Annotated in this window: 19 protein-coding genes; 7 read left to right on the forward strand and 12 right to left on the reverse strand. The window is 56.4% G+C overall.

Annotation, left to right across the window (positions count from 1 at the left end; translation table 11 throughout):
* The first annotated feature begins 7 nt into the window (after positions 1-7).
* From surA to apaH, 5 genes are read left to right on the forward strand one after another with little or no spacing between them, the layout of a single operon-like run.
* On the forward strand, positions 8-1,306 hold the full coding sequence (gene surA / locus F8R23_RS14165) for a peptidylprolyl isomerase SurA (protein ID WP_112347997.1): 1,299 nt from the start codon (positions 8-10) through the stop codon (positions 1,304-1,306).
* Positions 1,293-2,285, forward strand: a complete 993-nt coding sequence (gene pdxA / locus F8R23_RS14170; protein ID WP_129934219.1) for a 4-hydroxythreonine-4-phosphate dehydrogenase PdxA — start codon at positions 1,293-1,295, stop codon at positions 2,283-2,285. The genes surA and pdxA overlap by 14 nt, the downstream gene beginning before the upstream one ends.
* Positions 2,278-3,096, forward strand: a complete 819-nt coding sequence (gene rsmA, locus F8R23_RS14175; protein ID WP_085120197.1) for a 16S rRNA (adenine(1518)-N(6)/adenine(1519)-N(6))-dimethyltransferase RsmA — start codon at positions 2,278-2,280, stop codon at positions 3,094-3,096. The genes pdxA and rsmA overlap by 8 nt, the downstream gene beginning before the upstream one ends.
* 12 nt (positions 3,097-3,108) lie before the next feature.
* Entirely contained in the window at positions 3,109-3,486 is a 378-nt protein-coding gene (gene apaG, locus F8R23_RS14180) for a Co2+/Mg2+ efflux protein ApaG (RefSeq protein WP_012005174.1), read from the forward strand.
* 2 nt (positions 3,487-3,488) lie between these two features.
* On the forward strand, positions 3,489-4,340 hold the full coding sequence (gene apaH, locus F8R23_RS14185) for a bis(5'-nucleosyl)-tetraphosphatase (symmetrical) ApaH (protein WP_129934217.1): 852 nt from the start codon (positions 3,489-3,491) through the stop codon (positions 4,338-4,340).
* Between the two features lie 39 nt (positions 4,341-4,379).
* Here apaH and F8R23_RS14190 read toward each other — a convergent pair whose 3' ends face one another.
* The 4 genes from F8R23_RS14190 to F8R23_RS14205 form a co-directional block, all read right to left on the reverse strand.
* Complete coding sequence (locus tag F8R23_RS14190) at positions 4,380-6,269, reverse strand: PhoX family protein (protein ID WP_129934215.1); 1,890 nt, start codon at positions 6,267-6,269, stop codon at positions 4,380-4,382.
* 192 nt (positions 6,270-6,461) lie between these two features.
* Positions 6,462-6,944: a type 3 dihydrofolate reductase gene (folA, locus tag F8R23_RS14195; protein ID WP_099063108.1), complete on the reverse strand. Its 483-nt coding sequence runs from the start codon at positions 6,942-6,944 to the stop codon at positions 6,462-6,464.
* A 141-nt stretch (positions 6,945-7,085) separates the two neighbouring features.
* Entirely contained in the window at positions 7,086-7,550 is a 465-nt protein-coding gene (locus tag F8R23_RS14200) for a threonine/serine exporter (RefSeq protein WP_165366336.1), read from the reverse strand.
* Positions 7,547-8,347: a threonine/serine exporter family protein gene (locus tag F8R23_RS14205; RefSeq protein ID WP_099063110.1), complete on the reverse strand. Its 801-nt coding sequence runs from the start codon at positions 8,345-8,347 to the stop codon at positions 7,547-7,549. Before F8R23_RS14205 ends, F8R23_RS14200 begins: the two co-directional genes overlap by 4 nt.
* A gap of 129 nt (positions 8,348-8,476) precedes the next feature.
* Here F8R23_RS14205 and F8R23_RS14210 point away from each other — a divergent pair, with 129 nt between their 5' ends.
* Positions 8,477-9,091 (forward strand): LysE family translocator, encoded by a 615-nt coding sequence (locus tag F8R23_RS14210; RefSeq protein ID WP_129934213.1) that lies wholly within the window; start codon positions 8,477-8,479, stop codon positions 9,089-9,091.
* Between the two features lie 44 nt (positions 9,092-9,135).
* On the opposite strand, the gene kefC is transcribed toward F8R23_RS14210, so the two are convergent.
* From kefC to dapB, 5 genes are all read right to left on the reverse strand, one after another.
* A complete protein-coding gene (gene kefC / locus F8R23_RS14215; RefSeq protein ID WP_112347992.1) occupies positions 9,136-10,989 on the reverse strand; it encodes a glutathione-regulated potassium-efflux system protein KefC in 1,854 nt (617 codons plus the stop codon).
* Positions 10,982-11,539 carry a glutathione-regulated potassium-efflux system oxidoreductase KefF gene (gene kefF, locus F8R23_RS14220; RefSeq protein WP_112347991.1) on the reverse strand — a complete coding sequence of 186 codons (558 nt, stop codon included), beginning with the start codon at positions 11,537-11,539 and terminating at the stop codon, positions 10,982-10,984. Before kefF ends, kefC begins: the two co-directional genes overlap by 8 nt.
* A gap of 180 nt (positions 11,540-11,719) precedes the next feature.
* Complete coding sequence (carB, locus tag F8R23_RS14225) at positions 11,720-14,944, reverse strand: carbamoyl-phosphate synthase large subunit (protein ID WP_112347990.1); 3,225 nt, start codon at positions 14,942-14,944, stop codon at positions 11,720-11,722.
* 16 nt (positions 14,945-14,960) lie between these two features.
* Positions 14,961-16,109 (reverse strand): glutamine-hydrolyzing carbamoyl-phosphate synthase small subunit, encoded by a 1,149-nt coding sequence (gene carA / locus F8R23_RS14230; RefSeq protein WP_099063244.1) that lies wholly within the window; start codon positions 16,107-16,109, stop codon positions 14,961-14,963.
* Between the two features lie 470 nt (positions 16,110-16,579).
* Positions 16,580-17,401, reverse strand: coding sequence for a 4-hydroxy-tetrahydrodipicolinate reductase (dapB, locus tag F8R23_RS14235; protein WP_151415734.1), 822 nt, complete (start codon positions 17,399-17,401; stop codon positions 16,580-16,582).
* 316 nt (positions 17,402-17,717) lie between these two features.
* Between dapB and F8R23_RS24170 the strand changes: the two genes are divergently transcribed.
* Positions 17,718-18,032 carry a dihydroxy-acid dehydratase domain-containing protein gene (locus F8R23_RS24170; RefSeq protein ID WP_390900937.1) on the forward strand — a complete coding sequence of 105 codons (315 nt, stop codon included), beginning with the start codon at positions 17,718-17,720 and terminating at the stop codon, positions 18,030-18,032.
* A gap of 84 nt (positions 18,033-18,116) precedes the next feature.
* Here the strand turns inward: F8R23_RS24170 and F8R23_RS14245 are convergent, their stop codons facing one another.
* The 3 genes from F8R23_RS14245 to pvcA all read right to left on the reverse strand — a co-directional run bounded on the left by F8R23_RS14245 (position 18,117) and on the right by pvcA (position 21,317).
* Positions 18,117-19,376: a glycosyltransferase gene (locus F8R23_RS14245; protein ID WP_151415802.1), complete on the reverse strand. Its 1,260-nt coding sequence runs from the start codon at positions 19,374-19,376 to the stop codon at positions 18,117-18,119.
* A 21-nt stretch (positions 19,377-19,397) separates the two neighbouring features.
* A complete protein-coding gene (locus F8R23_RS14250; RefSeq protein ID WP_129934211.1) occupies positions 19,398-20,261 on the reverse strand; it encodes a TauD/TfdA dioxygenase family protein in 864 nt (287 codons plus the stop codon).
* Positions 20,262-20,351: 90 nt separating this feature from the next.
* Positions 20,352-21,317, reverse strand: coding sequence for an L-tyrosine isonitrile synthase (gene pvcA, locus F8R23_RS14255; protein ID WP_099063123.1), 966 nt, complete (start codon positions 21,315-21,317; stop codon positions 20,352-20,354).
* Between the last annotated feature and the right edge of the window lie 93 nt (positions 21,318-21,410).

A 21,410-nucleotide genomic window follows, 5' to 3' on the forward strand; every position in this document is an offset into this window, starting at 1 on the left:
GAAATGTATGAAGAACTGGAGAACGCTTATTCTCGGATTGGTGGTTTGTGCCAATACCGCGTTCGCAGCACCCCAAGAAGTGGATAAAGTCGCCGCCGTCGTGGATAACGGCGTGGTCCTTGAGAGCGACGTAAGCACCCTGTTGCAGTCGGTGAAGCTCAATGCGCAGCAGGCCGGCCAACAATTGCCGGATGACAAAACGCTTCGTCACCAGATCCTTGAGCGTCTGATTATGGATAACATCCAGCTGCAGATGGCCAAGAAAATGGGCATCAACGTTTCTGATGCCGATTTGGACAAAGCCATCGGCAACATCGCCGCACAGAACAAAATGAGCATCGATCAGATGCGCAGCCGTCTGGCGTATGAAGGCCTGAACTACAACACCTACCGTTCGCAGATCCGCAAGGAAATGCTGATTACGGAGGTGCGTAACAATGAAGTGCGCCGCCGCGTCACTATCCTGCCTCAGGAAGTTGACTCTCTGGCCACTCAGGTTGGCGCTCAGAACGGTAGCGATACCGAAATGAACATCAGCCACATCCTGATCCCGCTGCCGGAAAATCCGTCGCAGGCACAGGTGGACGACGCGGAAGCCCTGGCTAAAAAACTGATGGGCGAAATCAACGGCGGTGCCGACTTCGGTAAGCTGGCGATCTCCTACTCTGCCGACTCCCAGGCGCTGAAAGGCGGCAACATGGGCTGGGGCAAGCTGCAGGAAATCCCTACCCTGTTCGCCGAAAGACTGGTTAACGCCAAAAAAGGCGACGTGGTTGGGCCGATCCGTTCCGGCGTAGGCTTCCACATCCTGAAAGTGAATGACATCCGTGGCTCCAGCCAGTCGGTGTCCGTTACCGAGGTTCATGCACGTCACATTCTGCTGAAACCTTCTGTGGTGCTGACCGACGATCAAGCACGCGCCAAGCTGCAAGCGGTAGCCGAAGAAATCAAAAGCGGCCGCGCCAAGTTTGCTGACGAAGCCAAACAGCTTTCTCAGGATCCGGGTTCTGCACTGCAGGGCGGCGATCTGGGCTGGGCTTCTCCAGACATCTACGATCCGGCTTTCCGCGACGCGTTGATGAAGCTGAGCAAAGGCGAAGTCAGCCAACCGGTGCATTCTTCCTTCGGCTGGCACCTGATTCAGTTGCTGGATACGCGTCAGGTCGACAAAACCGATGCAGCGCAGAAAGATCGCGCTTACCGCATGCTGTTCAACCGCAAGTTTGCTGAAGAAGCGCAAACCTGGATGCAGGAACAACGTGCTCAGGCTTACGTGAAGATCCTTGACGGTAATGCACAACAATAATCGCATCGTAATCACCCCCGGCGAGCCTGCCGGGGTTGGGCCGGATTTAGTGGCAACGCTGGCGCAACAAGATTGGCCTGTTGAACTGGTGGTGTGCGCGGATCCGGCCTTGTTGCTTGAACGCGCCGGACAGTTAAACCTGCCGTTGCAACTGCGCACCTATCAGCCACAGCAGCCTGCTCAGCCGCAGCGCGCCGGTACGCTGACGGTGTTGCCGGTCGCTACCGCTCATCCGGTGGTACCAGGCGATTTGAACGTGGGCAACAGCGCCTACGTGGTGGAAACTCTGGCGCGCGCCTGTGACGGCTGTCTGAACGGTGAGTTCGCCGCGCTGATAACCGGCCCGGTGAACAAGGCCGTGATCAACGACGCCGGCGTGCCATTCATTGGCCATACCGAATTCTTTGCCGATCGCAGCGGTTGCGATCGCGTGGTGATGATGTTGGCGACTGAAGAGCTGCGCGTGGCGCTGGCGACCACCCACCTGCCTTTACTGGCGGTGCCTGGCGCTATCACCCAGCAAAGCCTGCATGAAGTCATCCGCATTCTCGACCATGACCTGAAAACCAAATTTGGCCTCGCTCAACCGCAGATCTATGTCTGTGGCCTGAACCCGCACGCCGGGGAAGGCGGCCATATGGGGCATGAAGAGATAGATACCATCATCCCGGCGCTCGACGCGCTGCGTGCTGAAGGTATTCATCTGATCGGCCCACTGCCGGCGGACACCCTGTTCCAGCCCAAGTATCTGCAACATGCCGATGCGGTGCTGGCGATGTATCACGATCAGGGTCTACCGGTGCTAAAATACCAAGGGTTCGGCCGGGCGGTAAATATTACCCTCGGTTTGCCTTTTATCCGTACCTCGGTCGACCACGGTACCGCTTTGGAACTGGCCGGCACCGGCACCGCCGATGCAGGCAGTTTTAAAACGGCCTTGAATCTCGCCATTAAAATGATAATTAATTGTAATGAATAATAAAGTCCACCAAGGGCACTTTGCCCGCAAACGCTTTGGACAGAACTTTTTAACCGATCAGTTTGTCATCGATAGCATTGTCTCCGCCATTCACCCGATGCCGGGTGAAGCGGTAGTTGAAATAGGCCCCGGCCTGGGCGCACTGACCGAGCCGGTCGGCGCACGTATGGATCGCATGACGGTGATTGAGCTGGACCGCGATTTGGCGGCCCGCCTGGCGAACCACCCGCAGCTGAAAGACAAACTGACCATTCACCAGCAAGATGCCATGACGGTGAACTTTGCCGAAATGGCCGAGCAGGCAGGCCAACCGCTGCGCGTGTTTGGTAACCTGCCGTATAACATTTCGACGCCGCTGATGTTCCACCTTTTCAGCTATACTCAGGCCATTCGCGACATGCACTTTATGTTGCAGAAAGAAGTGGTTAACCGCCTGGTTGCCGGCCCGAACAGCAAGGCCTACGGGCGTTTGACCGTGATGGCGCAGTACTACTGCAACGTTATCCCGGTGTTGGAAGTGCCACCGACCTCCTTCACCCCGGCGCCGAAAGTGGATTCCGCTGTGGTGCGTCTGGTGCCACACCTGGTGAACCCGAACCCGGTGGGCGACGTGCGCATGCTGAGCCGTATTACCACCCAGGCGTTCAACCAACGCCGGAAGACCGTCCGTAACAGCCTGGGCGACCTGTTCACCCCGGAGCAACTGACGGAGTTGGGTATCGATCCGATACTGAGAGCAGAGAATATTTCTGTGGCGCAATACTGTAAGCTGGCTAACTGGCTTTCAGCCAATCCCACGCCGCAGCAATAAGGAGTAGTGGTCATGATTGATTCGCCCCGCGTATGTATTCAGGTACAAAGTGTCTATGTGGAATCACAGTCGATACCTGAGGAAGAACGTTACGTCTTCGCTTATACCATCACCATCCGCAACCTGGGGCGTTTCAATGTGCAACTGTTGGGCCGTTACTGGCTGATCACCAACAGTAATGGCCGTCAGACCGAAGTTCAGGGCGAAGGTGTCGTCGGCGAACAGCCGCTCATCCCGCCAGGAGGCGAATTCCAATATACCAGCGGCGCGATCCTTGAAACGCCGCTGGGTACCATGGAAGGCCATTACGAAATGGTTGATCATCAGGGTCAGCCATTCCAGACCGCTATTCCGGTGTTCCGCTTAGCTATTCCAACGCTGATCCACTAATTATGTCGACATACCTTATCGGCGACGTTCATGGCTGTTTCGATGAACTGAAATCGCTATTGGCCCAGGTGGCTTTCGATCCTCAGTATGACCAACTGTGGCTGACCGGCGATCTGGTCGCCCGCGGCCCCGGCTCGCTGGACGTCTTGCGCTACGTACGTTCACTGGGCCCGGCGGTACGTATGGTGCTGGGCAACCACGACCTGCATCTGCTGGCGGTCTACGCCGGTATCAGCCGCAACAAGCCCAAAGACCGCATCACCCCGCTGCTGGAGGCCCCGGACGCCGATGAATTGATCAACTGGCTGCGCCGCCAACCGGTACTGCAGGTAGATGAACAACTTAAACTGGTGATGGCACATGCCGGCATTACGCCGCAGTGGGATATTGAAACCGCACAGCTCTGCGCCCGCGAAGTGGAAGCGGTACTGAGCAGCGACAGCTACCCGCTGTTCCTCGACGCCATGTACGGCGATATGCCGAACAACTGGAGTCCGGAACTGAGTGGCCTGGCACGCCTGCGTTTCAGCACCAATGCCCTGACGCGCATGCGTTACTGCTTCCCGAACGGCCAGCTCGACATGATCTGCAAAGATGCGCCAGGCACCGCGCCTGCGCCGCTGAAACCCTGGTTTGAATTGCCACGATTGGTCGATGCCGATTACACCATTATCTTTGGCCATTGGGCATCACTGGAAGGCAAAGGCACACCGGCAGGCATTATTGGCCTCGATACCGGCTGTTGCTGGGGAGGCGATCTGACCATGTTGCGCTGGGAAGACCGGCAGTACTTTACCCAACCGGCCCACCGCCGCGATCTGCTGGATGGCGTGCACCAACAGGTCGCGTCATAATCAAGTCGGGGCGGTCCACGCCGCCCCACTGTTTTCGTCTTAAGCGCCAATCACCCCACCGTCTTCACGCGTAATCATCAATACTGACGAGCGTGGACGCGGACTATTGTTCGGAAAATGAGAATCGCCCTCTTCGCCCGGGTGCTGGACGTTGACGAACATCGTCTTGTAATCCGGGGTGAAAGTAATACCGGTCAGTTCACAGGATTTTGGCCCGACCATAAAGCGGCGGATCTCCCCGCTCTGCGGATCGCCCACCAGCATCTGGTTGTTCCCCTGCCCTGCATAGTCGCCCTTGTTGCTGTATTTACCGTCGGTGAGGATCCACAGGCGACCGGCCTTATCAAAGCCCAAGCCGTCCGGGCTGTTAAAAGTATTGTCGGCCGTGATATTTGGCGTACCGCGATTGACCCCTTCCGGGTGCGCAATCGGGTTGCCGCACAGGGCATAAATATCCCAGGAGAATGACGCTGCCGTCGCATCGCCCCCCTCATCCCAACGAATAATCTGGCCATAGACATTGTTCGGGCGTGGGTTCGCCGCGTTCAATGGCATGCCTTCTTCGCCACGTTTGCTGTTATTGGTCAATGTGCAGTAGGCGCGACCATCATGCGGGTTGACCGCGATCCATTCCGGACGGTCCATCTTGGTGGCACCCACCTGCGCCGCGGCCTTACGAGCGAAGATCAGCACTTCCGCCTCGTCACGGAAACCGTTCTCCGGCGTCAGGCCATTTTTGCCGAACTCCAGCGCAATCCAACGCCCGGTGCCTTTCAGCGGTGTACCACTGGCATCACCGTCAAACTGCGCCACATACAGCGTGCCTTCGTCCAACAGGCTGCGATTGTTGGCCGGATTAGCCACGTCCACCACGCCTTTGGAAACGTACTTGTAGATGTGCTCACCGCGCTCATCGTCACCCATGTAAACCACCAGGCGACCGTCCTTGGCAACGGTCACGGCGGCATTTTCATGTTTGAAGCGGCCCAGTGCCGTATGTTTAATTGGCGTCGAGGTAGGATTCATCGGGTCGATTTCGACGATCCAGCCATGACGGTTGAACTCATTCGGATTCTTCGCCACGTCAAAACGTTCATCGTAATCCGGCCAGTTGCGTTCCGGTTCGCTGACTTTCAGCGTGTAGCGTTTTTGGTCCGCCGTGGTCTTATAGTCAGCCTGATGAGTGCCGAAATAGGTATCATAATTCTCTTCGCAGGTCAGGTAAGTGCCCCAGGGAGTTTTACCGTTGGCGCAGTTGCCGAAGGTCCCCAAAACCTTGCGGCCGGTAGGATCGGCCGCAGTTTGCAGCAATGCATGACCGGCAGCCGGGCCGCTGAACTGCATCTCGGTGTTGGCCGTAATGCGGCGGTTATAGCGCGACGGGCGCTCCACTTCCCAACGCTGGCTGTCACCGGTGCGGCGTACCGCCACGATGGAAACCCCGTGCGCGGCCTGAGATTTACGCACGTCTTCCAGACTGGTGGCTTTGCTGCCACCGTGGGCGAACAGATACTGCTCGTTTACATATTCATTGTTGATGGCCATCACGCCGTGATTGTCATCAATCGGGAAGAAGCTCATGCCATCGTTGTTATCACCGAACTGCTTTTCCTGATCGGCGGCGCTATTGTTACCCTGTGGGTCGAAAGCGGCAGCCCCCTCCACCAGCGGATCCCCCCAGGAAATCAACACCTCGGCGCGGTACCCCGGTGCAATGGCCACTTCATCGGCGGTTGAGGCCGCGATGCCTTTGAAACCCAGCAGCTTGTTCGGCGGTAAGTCTTCGGCCAGCGCCTGGGCAGAAACGGTCCAGATGCCACCGCCGAGGAAGCCGGCCAGGCCAACGGCACCGGCGCTGCCCAGCAGCAGTTTACGACGGGTGGGATCGGTCAGGCGGTCGGCGTCTAATTGCTCAATTTTGCTCGTCATTGCTTTGCTTCCTTTTTAAATGGCGCCGCGATCGAGATTCACCAGAGTTGCCGGGCGCTCAGAGTTGGGCTTCATACTAATCAGGAAGTGTGACGAAAATGTTACAATCAAAAGTCAGCGGAAATTTTGCCGCAGAAACGACAAAGGACGCAATCTCTTGCGCCCTCAGGAAGTCTGACTCACACCCGGCAATCAGCGGTGTTCTAAAATCTCGAAGCAATAGCTGTGAGAATTCAGTTCGTCAGCATCGTGGAACTCACTGAACGAGGTTTCCCATTCGTCCGGCTCATAGTCCGGGAAGTGAGCATCGCCACCGACTTCGGCATCGATATGCGTCAGGTACATGCGGTTAGCGCGAGCCAGGAACTGGCTGTAAATACGCCCGCCACCTATCACCATCACTTCTTCCACATCACCGGCAGCGGCCAGCGCTTCGTCAATCGACGTGGCCCAGGTCACCCCGGTATCCGTGCCGGGACGGCTGCTTAAAACGATGTTATGACGGCCCGGCAATGGGCGACCAATGGATTCGAAAGTTTTACGGCCCATAATAACCGGTTTATTCAGCGTGTTACGTTTAAACCACGCTAAGTCCGCCGGCAGGTGCCACGGCATGGCGTTTTCCATGCCAATAACGCGATCCGCCGCCAAGGCAGCGATCAGGCTGATAATCATTGTTAAACCCTGTGTAGGCAGCAAAATTGCTCACACTATACGTAAAGCCCCAACTGCCGTCGATAGGCTAATCAAGCAATATGAATATATAAGATAGCTCTTATTAGAATATCTAATATTCGTTTTTCCGCCCCTTGATTCTCAGACTCCGGGGCGTTTACGGTACAGCCACAGCCCGGGCAGTGACAGCCCAATCGATAACGCACCAACGATAAAACAGGCCTTGAGGAAATTGCTCATCAGGGTGGCCATCAGCGCCTCGCTGTACCCCAAATGCGAGATTTCCACCACCGAGATCATTGCGGTATAGGCCGAGATACCCGGAAACATCGGGATCACCGCCGCCACGGTAAACACCTTCGGGTGCGCCAGCAGCCAGCGCGACCAGTAAATACCGATCATGCCGATCAAAATCGCCGCCAAAAACGTGGCCCATTCGATGTTCATGCCTGCGTGCATCATCAGCATCCGTGAACCATGGCCCACCGCCCCCAACAGTGCACAATAACGCAGTGCACGCACCGGTACGTTGAAGACCATGGCAAAACCCAGCGCCGGTACCGCCGCCAGCAGCATGTCCTGCAGCAAAGCCCAAAGCAGGTTCATGACCACCCCCGCAGATCCCACAACGACATCGCCATCACCACGCCAATGCAGGTGGCCAGCGTCAGCAAACTGGCCATCGCCCAGCGCGCCAGCCCGGTATTGATATGGCCTTTGAACATGTCCGCCACCGCGTTAATCAGTGGAAACCCCGGCACCAGCAACAGCACGCTGGCGGCCATCGCCACCGTAGAGGTTTGGCTGAATACCGGCAGCCGCAGCAACAGGCCGGAAACTGAGGTGGCGACAAACGCCGTCAGGCAAAAGTTGATCAGTGGATTCATGTGGCGGGCGGTCAGCATTTGGCGCACCGACATGGCCAGGCCGCTGGCGATAAAGGTCACGGCAAAGGCTTTCTGATCGCCGCCGTTCAGCATGCTGAAGCAACCGCAGGACAGCGCTACCATCAGCACCACCAACCAACGCGGATAGCGCAGCGGACGAATTTTCTCGAAGCGCCGGGCCACATCATGCGCATCCGCCAGCCGGTGCTCCGCCAAAATAACGATGTGCTGCACCTCGGTCACCATCTGCATATTGATGCCGCGATCGACGTTTTTGCGCGTGGTGGTCAGGCATTCACCGTTACTGAGTGTGGTCAGCACCACCGCATTGGCCGAGATCGAACTTTCCACGCTGTCCATGCCCAACGCCAGCCCCAACCGGGTGGATAATTGCTCCACCACCATGCTTTCGGCACCGTGCTGTAACAACAGCAAAGCGCATTGAATGCACAGGCGGGTGATTTCACGCTGTTGCCGCTGCGGTGGCGGTAGGTCGGTGGTTGTCAGTTGCTGCATAGGGCCCCGGGGTTTGTTCAGACTGAGGATCTATCATAGGGTTAAACATTACCTCATTTGGTTGATGCGCATCAGGGGAAGCGGCGTTATTATCAGCGCAATTAGGCCTTTTGTGCAGAGAGTCAAATCATGCTTGAAACTTCGCTGTTCGTTGCTGGTATTGCCGCCCTGGGAATGCTGTCGCCCGGCCCGGATTTTTTTCTGGTGATCAAGAATGCCGCCCGCTACCCGCGCCTGGCCGCCATGATGACCGCCTTCGGTGTGATCTGCGGCGTCGCGACCCATATGTCTTACTGCGTCGCCGGACTGGCAGTGGTGATCACCACCACACCATGGCTTTTCAACGTGCTGAAGTACGCCGGGGCGGTCTATCTGATCTGGGTAGGTATTCAGGCGCTGCTGTCACGCAGTGGCAGCAAGATGAACATCAGCAACCTGCCACAGCAACAGGTGAGTCTGAAGAGTGCCTTTGTGCAGGGCTATCTGTGTAATCTGCTCAACCCGAAAGCCACACTGTTCTTCCTGGCGGTGTTTACTCAGGTCTTGCAGATCAACTCCGGGCTGGGTGAAAAACTGTGGTATGCGGGGATTATCCTTGGACTGTCCGCCCTGTGGTGGCCGGTGCTGGTGTTCCTGATCCAAAGCGGACCGGTGCGTCGCGGGCTGGAGAAGACCCAGAAGGTGGTGGATAAATTGCTGGGCGGCATGCTGATTGCCCTGGGTATCAAGGTGGCGCTGAGCTAACCCATCTCGTGTGGGGCGCAGTCTGACGCAGCGCCCCACCGGGTTTAGCCCTTGGCTTCTACCACCTCATCCTCCGGTGCTTTGCCATCGATACTGCCGCGCCAGCCACTCTGCTGGACCCGTGCCAACCGATTCTGATCCTGCTCGATAGCCGCACTGAGCATCTCTTTGGCCCGTTGCAGACCGGCAAGACGGAATTCGGTATCCTGATAATTCTCCAGCGTTTCCTCCAGCATTTTCAGATTGTAGCGCCGGAAGGTATCCGCTTTTTCACGTGCCTCGTAAGCATCCAGCCCCAACAGTTCCAGTGTTTCGCGGCCAATGCGCAACGAGCTTTCAAAGGTTTCACGCTCCGGGCTTTCCACCCCTAACTGGCGCAACTGATACCAGTGGTCAACATCGCGCGCGCGCGCCACTACCTTCAGATGCGGGAAGTGCCGTTTAGCCAACTCGGTCAATTGTAAATTGGCCTCCACGTCATCGATGGCGTTAATCAGTACCTTGGCGTGCTCGGCACCTGCCGCCTCCAGCAGATCGGCACGCGTGGCATCACCATAGAACACCTTGGTGTCGAACTTACGCAGCGTTTCAATATGATCCGGGTCGTGATCCAACACCACGGTATGCACACCGTTGGCCAGCAGCAAACGGCCGGCAATCTGACCAAAGCGGCCAAACCCGGCAATAATTACGCTGGCGTTTTCATCATCAATTTCATCCGCCGGACGCTCATCCTTCGGCGCGTTTTTCTCAATGCGAGCCGCTACCACCAACAGCAACGGCGTCACCGCCATTGATAAGGCTACCGCCAGCGTCAGCGATTTAGCCCATTCCGGCGGCAACACCCCGGCCAACTGTGCGGCCCCGAAAATCACGAAAGCAAACTCACTGCCCTGACCTAACAAAATGGCAAACATGCCGCGCTGACGTTTCGGTACGCCAAGCCAAGGTCCAATCACCCACAGCAGCGCCGCCTTGATCAACATAAAGCCCAACAGCAGCGAGGCAATCAACAACGGATGGTGGAACAGGGTGCCGAAGTCGATCGACATGCCAACGCCGATAAAGAACAGCCCGAGTAGCAGGCCCTTGAACGGCTGAATATCGCTTTCCAACGCATGACGGTATTCGGAACTCGCCAGCATCACACCGGCAAGGAAAGCCCCCATCGCCATCGACAGCCCGGCCATTTCCAGCAGAATGCCAAAACCAAATACCAGAAACAGCGCCACAGCACTAAAGACTTCGCGCATGCCGGAGCGGGCGACAAAGTGCAGCAACGGCCGGGTCACATAACGACCGAGCAGTACCACCACCACCAGCGCACCCACCACCTTGGCCGCCGACAGGGCAAAGGTCGCCAGGGTAGTGACGGCACCGCTGCTGGCCAGCAAGGGGATCATCGCCACCAGCGGGATCGCCGCGATATCCTGGAACAGCAATGCAGCAAATGCGCTACGGCCAATCGGCGACGGCGTCAGGTTACGTTCACTCATCGCCTGCATGGCAATGGCGGTGGAGGACAGAGCCAGCGTCAGGCCGATCAGCAGCGCCACCTTCCAGTCCAGCCCGAGGAAATAACAAAAGGCACTCAGCGCCAGCCCGCAAGCCGCCATCTGGATAATACCGCCGCCAAATACCGAGGCGCGCAACGTCCAGAGTCGTTTCGGATCCAGCTCCAACCCGATGATAAACAGCATCAGCACCACGCCGATCTCGGCAAAGGTGAGGATCGACTCCGCGTCAGAGACCAGTTTCAGCCCCCAGGGGCCAATAATACAACCGGCGATCAGGTAGCCCAGTACCGAGCCCAGCCCCAATCGCACCGCTATCGGCACGAACAACGCGGCCGATCCCAGATAGATCAGCCCCTCAATCATCATATGGTGATTATCCATGCTCGACTCCCTGATCCGCTGGTTCACTGTGTTCCATCAGATACGCCACCAGCCGCTGGCGGTAGGCCTCTCCGGCGGCAATCAGCGCCGGTTCATTGCAGGTAAAGGTATTGTGCACAGCAAAGTAGGGCTGCCAGTTCATACCGCAATACAGCGCCGTGGCCTGCAGCGGCTGCCCCAGTGCGGCAAAATTGGGATAATCGCCCAGTTCGAAATGGTGCTCATCCCCCCCACTGGTCACCGCCCACAGGACATCTTTACCTACCAACGCATCGCCTTCATGGCCATAGGCCCAACCATGCTCCAGCACTTTGTCGATCCACAGTTTCAGCAACGGCGGTTGGCTGTACCACTGCATCGGATGCTGCAACACCACCAGATCGGCACGCTCCAGCGCTTGCTGCTCGGCGTTGATATCAATATTGAAATCGGGATACAGCTCGTACAGCGAACGGACTTCCACCTCGGGAAGGTCCTTCACTGCCTGTAACAGCCGATGGTTGGCATGAGAATGCCGGGGATAAGGATGGGCGTAAATTATCAGGATCATGGTTGTCGTCGTTCCTTCGTTCCTTGCCAATATATCAAGCATATACCAATCACACAGAGTGACAGTTTGCTGAATGATTGATAGCGGAAATTTTTAACGTGAGGCAACAAATTGGCTGAAGGAGATAAAAAAAGGGCACTGCATTCAACTGCAGCGCCCTGATGTTACGACATAGAGAGATTACTTACCGATGCGTGCGTGCATCTCCTGCACCGAGGTCACCTGTTCGGTCGGATCGGCCTTCAGCGCCATCGCGGTGGCAAAGCCGCCGTTCAGGGTGGTGTCGTAATGCACCTTGTACTGTAGCGCGCTGCGGCGAATCAGCTTGGAATCCTCAATCGCCTGGCGGCCGGCCGTGGTGTTAACGATATAGGTGTACTCGCCATTCTTGATACGGTCCTGAATGTGCGGACGACCTTCATGCACCTTGTTGACCAGGCGTGGGTTAATCCCCGCCTCGCCCAGCACCACGGCGGTACCGTGGGTGGCATCCAGCTCAAAGCCCTGTTTCAGCAGGCTTGCCGCCAGATCCACCACCCGGGCTTTATCGCCTTCACGCACCGACAGCAGTGCACGCCCCTGTTTCTTCATGCCTGACTGGCTGCCGAGCATCGCCTTGGAGAAGGCTTCCGCGAAGGTGCGGCCTACGCCCATCACTTCCCCGGTAGAGCGCATTTCCGGCCCTAAAATCGGGTCGACGCCCGGGAACTTGTTGAACGGCAGCACCACTTCTTTCACCGAGTAGTAAGGCGGAATAACTTCTTCCGTTACACCCTGCTCGGCCAGCGTTTTGCCCGCCATCACGCGTGCCGCCACCTTGGCCAACTGGACGCCGGTCGCCTTGGAGACGAAAGGTACGGTACGTGCAGCACGTGGGTTGACTTCAATCAGGTAGACTTCGTTGTTCTTCACCGCAAACTGCACGTTCATCAGGCCGCGAACCTGCAGCTCGAACGCCAGTTTCTCAACCTGCTGGCGCATCACGTCCTGAATTTCTTTGCTCAGGGTGTAGGCCGGTAGTGAGCAAGCGGAGTCACCGGAGTGAACGCCCGCCTGTTCGATGTGTTCCATGATGCCGCCAATCAGCACCCGCTCGCCGTCGCAAATGGCATCGACGTCGACTTCTACCGCATCATCCAGGAAGCGATCCAGCAGCACTGGCGCGTCGTTGGAAACACTGACTGCATTCTGGAAGTAACGGCGCAGGTCGATATCGTCATAAACGATTTCCATCGCGCGGCCGCCCAGCACGTAGGAAGGACGTACCACCAGTGGGTAGCCGAGGCCAGCCGCTTTCTCTACCGCCTGTTCGATGGTGGAAACGGTGGCGTTGGCCGGCTGTTTCAGGCCCAGACGGTGCACCGCCTGTTGGAAACGCTCACGGTCTTCGGCGCGGTCAATCGCATCCGGGCTGGTCCCGATGATCGGCACGCCTGCGGCTTCCAGCTCACGCGCCAACTTCAGCGGAGTCTGACCACCGTACTGTACGATCACGCCTTTCGGCTTCTCGATACGCACGATTTCCAGCACGTCTTCCAACGTGACCGGCTCGAAGTACAGACGGTCGGAAGTGTCGTAGTCGGTAGACACGGTTTCCGGGTTACAGTTGACCATAATGGTTTCGTAACCGTCTTCGCGCAGCGCCAGCGAGGCGTGTACGCAGCAGTAGTCGAACTCAATGCCCTGGCCGATACGGTTTGGACCGCCGCCCAGCACCATGATTTTCGGACGGTCATTGGTCGGATTGGATTCGCACTCTTCTTCATAGGTGGAGTACATATAAGCGGTGTCGGTGGCGAATTCTGCCGCGCAGGTATCCACACGCTTGTAAACCGGGTGCAGCCCATAGCCGTGGCGCAGTTTGCGGATTTCGCTTTCGGCAACGCCGGCCAGGGTGGCCAGACGCGCATCGGCAAAGCCTTTACGCTTCAAGGTGCGCAGGAACTCTTGCGTTAAACCGTTGATGCCGGTTTCGGCCACCTGCTCTTCCAGGCGTACCAGCTCTTCAATTTGCACCAGGAACCAGCGGTCCACGTTGGTCAGGTTGAAGACACCGTCCACCGACAAGCCGGCACGGAAGGCGTCAGCGATGTACCAGATGCGGTCAGAACCGGCATCTTTCAGCTCACGACGGATTTTGGTCAGCGCTTCCGGATCGTCCAGGTTCACTTTTGGGTCAAAGCCGGTAGCACCCACTTCCAGGCCACGCAGCGCTTTCTGCAGTGACTCTTGCTGAGTACGGCCAATCGCCATCACTTCGCCGACGGATTTCATTTGGGTGGTCAGACGGTCGTTGGCACCGGCAAATTTCTCGAAGTTGAAACGAGGAATTTTGGTTACGACGTAGTCGATGGACGGTTCGAACGAGGCTGGCGTGCGGCCACCGGTGATGTCGTTCATCAGTTCGTCGAGGGTATAGCCCACCGCCAGCTTGGCAGCGATTTTGGCAATCGGGAAGCCTGTGGCTTTCGACGCCAGCGCCGAAGAGCGGGATACACGCGGGTTCATTTCGATGACGATCAGACGGCCGGTTTTCGGGTTAACCGAGAACTGCACGTTGGAGCCACCGGTTTCCACGCCGATTTCACGCAGCACAGCCATCGAGGCGTTACGCATGATTTGGTATTCTTTGTCGGTCAGCGTCTGCGCCGGCGCTACGGTAATCGAGTCACCGGTATGGATGCCCATAGCGTCAAAGTTTTCGATCGAGCAGACGATGATGCAGTTATCATTCTTATCGCGCACCACCTCCATCTCGTACTCTTTCCAGCCAATCAGCGACTCGTCAATCAACAGCTCTTTGGTCGGTGACAAATCCAGGCCGCGTTCGCAGATCTCTTCGAACTCTTCGCGGTTATAGGCGATACCGCCGCCGCTGCCGCCCATGGTAAAGGAAGGACGGATGATACACGGGAAACCGACGTCAGCGGCAACCGCCAGCGCTTCTTCCATATTGTGCGCAATGCCGGAGCGCGCGGTGTCCAGACCGATTTTCTTCATCGCCACGTCGAAACGGCGACGGTCTTCAGCTTTATCGATCGCGTCAGCGGTAGCGCCAATCATGGTCACGCCAAACTCGGCCAGTACGCCCTGACGTTCCAGCTCCAGCGCACAGTTCAGTGCGGTCTGGCCGCCCATAGTCGGCAGCACGGCATCCGGACGCTCTTTTTCGATGATTTTGCGCACCACTTTCCAGTGAATCGGCTCGATGTAGGTCGCATCCGCCATTTCCGGGTCAGTCATGATGGTGGCCGGGTTGGAGTTCACCAAAATAACGCGGTAACCCTCTTCGCGCAGCGCTTTACACGCCTGAGCACCCGAGTAGTCGAACTCACACGCCTGGCCGATAACAATCGGGCCAGCGCCGAGGATCAGGATGCTTTTTATGTCTGTACGTTTTGGCATTTTTTACTGCTCCTGATTATTTGGCGTTAGAACGGTAAGTCTCGATCAGTTCGATAAAGTGATCGAACAGCGGCGCGGCATCGTGTGGGCCCGGGCTGGCTTCAGGGTGCCCCTGGAAGCTGAACGCAGCCTTGTCGGTGCGGTGAATGCCCTGCACCGTGTGGTCAAACAAGGATTTGTGCGTTACGCGCAGTTCTGCCGGCAGGTTGTTTTCATCCACGGCAAAACCGTGGTTCTGCGCGGTGATCATGACGCAGTCTTTATCCAGGTCTTTTACCGGGTGGTTACCGCCGTGGTGGCCGAGCTTCATCTTCACGGTTTTCGCGCCGCTGGCCAGTGCCAGCAACTGATGGCCGAGGCAGATGCCAAATACCGGAATGTCGGTTTCCAGGAACTGTTTGATGGCGGTAATGGCGTAATCACAAGGCTCCGGGTCACCCGGGCCGTTGGACAGGAAAATGCCGTCCGGACTCATCTTCAATACTTCATCTGCCGGGGTCTGCGCCGGCACTACCGTCAGGCGGCAACCGCGATCCACCAGCATGCGCAGGATGTTGCGTTTGGCGCCAAAGTCGTAGGCCACCACGTGGAACGGCAGCTCGGAGGCCGCTTTGGCTTCCGGCAGTTCGCCTTCAAGCGTCCAGCTACCTTGCTGCCAGCTGTAAGCTTCCTGAGTGGTCACTTCTTTCGCCAGGTCCATGCCTTTCAGGCCAGGGAAACCTTTGGCCTTCGCCAATGCCAGGGCAGCATCCGGTGTGTCAGCGGCGATGATGCAGCCGTTCTGTGCACCCTTTTCACGCAGCAGACGGGTCAGCTTGCGGGTATCAATATCGGCAATCGCCACGATGTTGTGACGCTTCAGGTAGTCAGACAGGCCTTCTTCGTTGCGGTAGTTGCTGGCAATCAGTGGGAGGTCGCGAATGACGAGGCCTTGGGCATGTACAGCGGAGGATTCTTCGTCAGCAGCATTGGTGCCGACATTGCCGATATGAGGATAAGTAAGAGTAACGATCTGGCGGGAGTAGGAAGGATCAGTGAGGATTTCTTGATAACCGGTCATCGACGTATTGAAGACCACTTCCCCCACTGCCGTACCCTCTGCCCCGATGGCCCGACCGTGGAATTGGGTTCCGTCTTCGAGAACCAATAGCGCTGACTTAATCAAAACACCCTCCAAGGAATAATCAATCACAATATTTGCATATTAATTCAGATATCGCGATCTAAATCAATGCAAAAACCGCCTTCAAGGTCAATTTTTGGCAAATTGGGCGCATTTTAATGATGAGAGCTCCGCTTGTCTACCCAAAGCGCCATTTTTTCTCTTATTTTTGCACTTCTCAACGTTTAATAGGGTTAGCAGCCACAAAAACACCGCTAAACTCGGGTTGGTAAACGGTTGCGGGGAGGAATGACAAAAAAGCGCAATGATAAAGGCAAAATCCCGGGCTAAAAACATCATTGCTTGAGATTAATGGCAAAAAAATCAAATTAAACACATAAAAACAAGCATCACACCATGAAATAAATGCATCAGCATCATTTTAAGCGTTAAAAAAAAGGACAATAAAATTATTGTCCGTTAATCATAGCATTATGATCAATACAACCACATCACGATGGTATATAAATCAATTATAACTGGTCAAGATTGAGCACATCACGCATATCAAATAGCCCTTTATCACGCTTATACAGCCATGATGCCGCGCGCACCGCTCCACTGGCGAAAGTCATGCGGCTGGAGGCTTTATGGGTAATCTCTACCCGCTCGCCGATGTCGGCAAACATGGCGGTGTGCTCCCCGACGATATCGCCAGCACGAATAGTGGCAAAGCCAATGCTCTTCGGATCGCGCTCACCGGTATAACCTTCGCGCGCATACACCGCACACTCTTTAAGATCACGTCCCAGTGCACCGGCAATCGCCTCGCCCATCGCCAACGCCGTGCCCGAAGGGGCATCCACTTTATGGCGGTGATGCGCTTCAATAATTTCGATATCGGTATAGTCGCCCATCACCTGAGCGGCCTTTTCCAGCAGTTTCAGCACCAGATTAACGCCGACGCTGAAGTTGGCGGCGAAGACGATACCAATCTGCTGCCCGGCAGCGCGGATGGCCTCTTTGCCGGCATCGTCAAAGCCGGTGGTGCCAATCACCATGGCTTTTTTATGTTCGATGCAGAAAGCCAGGTAGCCCAGGGTATTTTCCGGGCGGGTGAAGTCGATCAGAATATCGAAATCGCCGACCACCTTTTCCAGGCTGTCGCTAACGGTCACACCCAGCGTACCAACGCCCGCCAGTTCACCGGCATCGGTGCCAATCAGGCTTGAGCCTGGCCGTGAAATCGCGGCTCCCAGCACCACACCCGGTGCCTGCTGTACCGCCTGGATCAATTGACGGCCCATACGGCCGCCGGAACCCGCAACCGCAATGCGGATTTGTGAATCAGTCATGCTTGCTCTCTTGTTGATTTGACGCCTATCCCATTAGGCTATCGGTTCAGGGTAACTGCCCTACCTTATCACCGCCAGAGGATTCATTTCATAATTAGAAAATTATGATATCCCACGCATTTCATCAGCAATGCTGTCAATGGGTTAACATTTAACCTAAAAAGCGTCGATGGTTTGATTTACATAATCATGCAGTTTTAACCGGCATAATCTGCATGAAAAACCGCTTATTCGCTTCACTAAAATCGGCAAGGTACCACCAACCTGTCGCCTAGCTTAGTATATGCAGTAACTGCCGCTTTATTGCCTGAGAGCCATGGATGAAAACCGCATCAGGCGACTCAGCCTGATCACCGACGGCCGTTTCTCCGGTTCCAACCGCGGGCTGTTTGTCGGCCATATATCGCCTGAGGCAGTAGAAGGCGGCGAACTGGCATTGGTGCAGAATGGCGATGAAATTTCGATAGATATCCCGGCGCGTACCCTGACGCTACACGTCAGCGAGACCGAACTGATCCAGCGACGTAAAACCTGGCAGCCGCTGGATTACACCAAAGAATTTCTGCAACTGGCGCCGCAATATCATTGCCACCGATTGCTGCCGTCACCCCGGTTGGCAACTGACCAATGACGATCGTGCCCTGATTGACCAGTTTTTGATTCAATTCTCTTTGTAGCGAAAGCGGCCGCCTCACGGCGGCCATTTCCCATACCTTCAACGGGTTAACACTGCCACCTCGTCGGCGATTGCCGTCAGTGCATCATGGCGAGCGTAATCGGCCTGGACCAGCGCAGCACGCAGCCGATACATCGGCTGCGTCAAAATTTGCTGCACGGCTTGCCGCAACTGCGCCTGATCCGGGTTGCTGGTATGCAGGTTAATTCCGCATCCCGCAGCCACCACCCGCGTGGCGGCCTCGAGTTTATCTTCACCGGTACCGGCAACAATCAATGGCACCCCCTGACCCAGAGCGTAGTTGATTGAACCGTAACCGCCGTTGGTGATCAACAGTGCAGCCTGCGGCAGCCAGTGCTCGAAAGAGATAAACTCCTGCACCCTGGCATTAGCGGGCAACAGCGCCAACAACTCGTCAATCGGGCGGCCCCCCGTGGTCGCTAACATCCGAACCGGCAACTCAGCCAGCGCCTTCAGCGTCGGGACAATCAGCTGATGTAGATCGACATTCGCCAGCGTACCCTGCGAGACAATCACCAGCGGCCGCCGGTCGGCTTCATCCCACTCATCGGAAGTTTCAACCGCCGCTGCCGTGCTGCGCAGCGGACCAATAAAGCGCACGCTGGCCGGCAAATCTTCACGCGGATACTCCAGTGCCGGGGTTGCCAGTTGCAAAAAGCGATCGCAACCGCCAATTAACGCATCGGTAAACGGCTGTTGCAGTGGCTGACCGCCGGATTGTGCCATCGCAGCATCAAAACTCTGTTGTACCTCTTCGATTAACGCGCGGGTGCCTTCATCCACCAACTGCTCGCGCCGCAGCTCAGAGGGCAATAATGCCGGAGGGATCCGTGGCCCATAGAAGATCGAATCCGTAGAGGAGAACGACAAGGGTGTCACTCCAATACCGATCACCGGCGGGCGATCCCGAGTCTGCAATAGCGGTAACACCCCGTAGAAACAGTTTTCCACGATCAGCAGGTCGGTGCTCTCGGCGACCATCACGCTTCGCAACTGCTGATCCAGCAACGGGATCGGGGCAGCGAAGAAGTCTTTCAACGCCAGTGCCATCTGAGCATTGCCCGGCGGCAGTGCAGCCCGTTCGGGAAAGCGCTGCTCAAGATAGCGGTAATCGAAATCGACCCGCTGATCAAAGGCAATAAATTGCGCGCCGACGGCCTCAGCACGTTGGCGAAACAGCGCACCGGTCATCACCTGAACCTGGTGCCCTTGCGCGATCAGGTGCCGGGCAATGCTCAGCATCGGATAAACGTGACCTGGCGTGGCCACCGCGGTCATCAGAATACGTGCCATAACGGGTTAAGCCTCTGTGTTTGCCGGCTTCAACGCCAGATTGGCGCACACTGGGTTGCTCTGAATATGGACCCGCTGCAAATGGCGAGCAGAGCGTGCAGTGAAGCCCTCACGCCCGTGCAACAGCGAGAAGTTGTCCGCTACCACTACGTCGCCCTGCTGCCACTGGTGGGCGTAGTAATGGCGCGGATCGTAGAGATACTGTTGCAGGGTCTGGTGGAATGCCTCTTGCTTGTCTTGCGGCACACCGTGATATTCCAGCGCGTGCTGGTTAAGAAACTTTTTGCCTTCGGTCGGCGGTTCGTTGTAGCGCATGATCTGCCCACGGCCGCTCGGATGCATCACCACCAACGGTGAACAAACCTCACCGCCGTAGTGCACGACCTGCTTAATGCGATAAGAGATCGACACCTTCAGCCATTGGGCCAACAGCGCCTCATCGGCATTGGCCAGCAGGCGCGTGGTATCGACAAAGGTGGTGCGCCCGCCCTCATCCTGCGAAGGCGCGGCCACACAGTGGAATAGCTGGAATTCCGGGATGGTCGGTTTGTACATGCCGTCCCAGTGCAACGGCACATAGCTGCTGTCGAAAATATGGTCCTTGGCATCCGGATGTTCTTTCACATCCAATACTGCACCGAATGGCCACATCATGATCTCGCCCCAGCCTTCGGCATAGCCTGTCAGCACCTGGGGCTCGGTAAAGCCAGAGTCGAAGCCACGCAGCACCAGCAGGTGATGCTGTTGAGCCAACGCCCGCAGCGCCGCTACCGGCAGTTCGCTGATCGGTTGCCCAGGATATTGCGGGGTTAGCACCGCGCCAAAAGGAGTATTCAGTTCAATACGGCAGTTCAGTGTTTGGTGGTCCATAGGTCACTCTCCTTGAATCGAATTTTCTGCTCACACGGCAACCGGGCCGTTAAAAGACGCCCGCCAAAGTGACAGGCGTAAGGTGATGCATTAGGCCATTTGTGGCTGTTCGATCAGGTAATGGCTGGGTGTACCGCGGATCGCCACCAGTTCGCCCGCCAACTGCTGAGCGTCTTTGCGTTTCATCAGCACAAACTGTCCGTTAACGTTGGCCGCTACGCCATGCCACGGCGTCAGCCAGTCATCTTTGGTTGGCATCATATGAATACCCATTTTCAGGCTGTCGGCGGGCTGCGGGTGGATCGACAGACGTATCGCCAGCGGGAAATGCTGGGCCAGCAGGTTGCCCCAGGCCCAGCTGCGCTGGATCACACCACAGGCGCGCTGTTTGGCGTCTTTTTGCAATGCGGCGTTGGAGCCGCTGTAGCCCGGCAGTTGGCTGTCTTCATACAGGAACCGGGTGATGGCGCGATACAACTGTAGCCCCTGCTCGTCCTGCATCAGTTGCTGTTTGATTGTCGCCTCCGGCTCGGCATAACCGTCGACCAACAACTGACGTAGCAAGTCATAGTCGCCGGTATGCTCGGCCAGCCCTTCCACGTCCCCCAGGTTGAACACGCTCAGGTGCGTCGCCCCGACCTCATGCAGCAGGTTTTCGATTTCGTGCTGATAGTGGTTGATAGCCTCGTCGCTGACACGGATCAAATCACCGAAGACATGGCCATCCGAGCAGATGACGATATGTGCGCCCGGCGGGTAATAAAGCTGAATACGTTGGCAGAGGGAATTAAGAAATATCAACGACAGTCGCTCAGCCATATCGGGTACCGAACCAATCACCTTATTCGTATTGGGTGATTTTGTCGGGAAGGCGGGCAGGACAAATTCAATGCGCTGCTCATTTTCAATGAATGCCCGGATACGCGGTAATTGCACCTGTGAAACGGCCTGTTCTTCTTCAGCATTTGAGGCTTCCAATCCCGGGAATCGACGCCGATATTGCAATAGCTCATGAAGTATTTTTAACGATATTTGTTCAGTACGGGCACTATCCACAATTAACTCCTGTTCAGATGTGGCGCAGGCAACTTATTCGCAAACGCAATAAGACTTATCAAAAAGAGAGGTGTCGCGTGGGAAATAAGCCTC

This window comes from Serratia proteamaculans, from assembly GCF_008830365.1.
GTDB classification, from domain to species: domain Bacteria; phylum Pseudomonadota; class Gammaproteobacteria; order Enterobacterales; family Enterobacteriaceae; genus Serratia; species Serratia proteamaculans.

What these genes read in the sequence shown, in the direction of transcription:
- F8R23_RS14205 (WP_099063110.1), bottom strand. Translation starts at nt 8,347, where the DNA reads ATGCAGCAACTGACAACCACCGACCTACCGCCACCGCAGCGGCAACAG.
- dapB (WP_151415734.1), bottom strand. Translation starts at nt 17,401, where the DNA reads ATGACTGATTCACAAATCCGCATTGCGGTTGCGGGTTCCGGCGGCCGT.
- F8R23_RS14190 (WP_129934215.1), bottom strand. Translation starts at nt 6,269, where the DNA reads ATGACGAGCAAAATTGAGCAATTAGACGCCGACCGCCTGACCGATCCC.
- surA (WP_112347997.1), top strand. Translation starts at nt 8, where the DNA reads ATGAAGAACTGGAGAACGCTTATTCTCGGATTGGTGGTTTGTGCCAAT.
- F8R23_RS14210 (WP_129934213.1), top strand. Translation starts at nt 8,477, where the DNA reads ATGCTTGAAACTTCGCTGTTCGTTGCTGGTATTGCCGCCCTGGGAATG.
- kefC (WP_112347992.1), bottom strand. Translation starts at nt 10,989, where the DNA reads ATGGATAATCACCATATGATGATTGAGGGGCTGATCTATCTGGGATCG.
- F8R23_RS14245 (WP_151415802.1), bottom strand. Translation starts at nt 19,376, where the DNA reads ATGACCGCGGTGGCCACGCCAGGTCACGTTTATCCGATGCTGAGCATT.
- F8R23_RS24170 (WP_390900937.1), top strand. Translation starts at nt 17,718, where the DNA reads ATGGATGAAAACCGCATCAGGCGACTCAGCCTGATCACCGACGGCCGT.
- F8R23_RS14200 (WP_165366336.1), bottom strand. Translation starts at nt 7,550, where the DNA reads ATGAACCTGCTTTGGGCTTTGCTGCAGGACATGCTGCTGGCGGCGGTA.
- F8R23_RS14250 (WP_129934211.1), bottom strand. Translation starts at nt 20,261, where the DNA reads ATGGACCACCAAACACTGAACTGCCGTATTGAACTGAATACTCCTTTT.
- apaG (WP_012005174.1), top strand. Translation starts at nt 3,109, where the DNA reads ATGATTGATTCGCCCCGCGTATGTATTCAGGTACAAAGTGTCTATGTG.
- pdxA (WP_129934219.1), top strand. Translation starts at nt 1,293, where the DNA reads ATGCACAACAATAATCGCATCGTAATCACCCCCGGCGAGCCTGCCGGG.
- apaH (WP_129934217.1), top strand. Translation starts at nt 3,489, where the DNA reads ATGTCGACATACCTTATCGGCGACGTTCATGGCTGTTTCGATGAACTG.
- folA (WP_099063108.1), bottom strand. Translation starts at nt 6,944, where the DNA reads ATGATTATCAGCCTGATCGCTGCCTTGGCGGCGGATCGCGTTATTGGC.
- kefF (WP_112347991.1), bottom strand. Translation starts at nt 11,539, where the DNA reads ATGATCCTGATAATTTACGCCCATCCTTATCCCCGGCATTCTCATGCC.
- carB (WP_112347990.1), bottom strand. Translation starts at nt 14,944, where the DNA reads ATGCCAAAACGTACAGACATAAAAAGCATCCTGATCCTCGGCGCTGGC.
- rsmA (WP_085120197.1), top strand. Translation starts at nt 2,278, where the DNA reads ATGAATAATAAAGTCCACCAAGGGCACTTTGCCCGCAAACGCTTTGGA.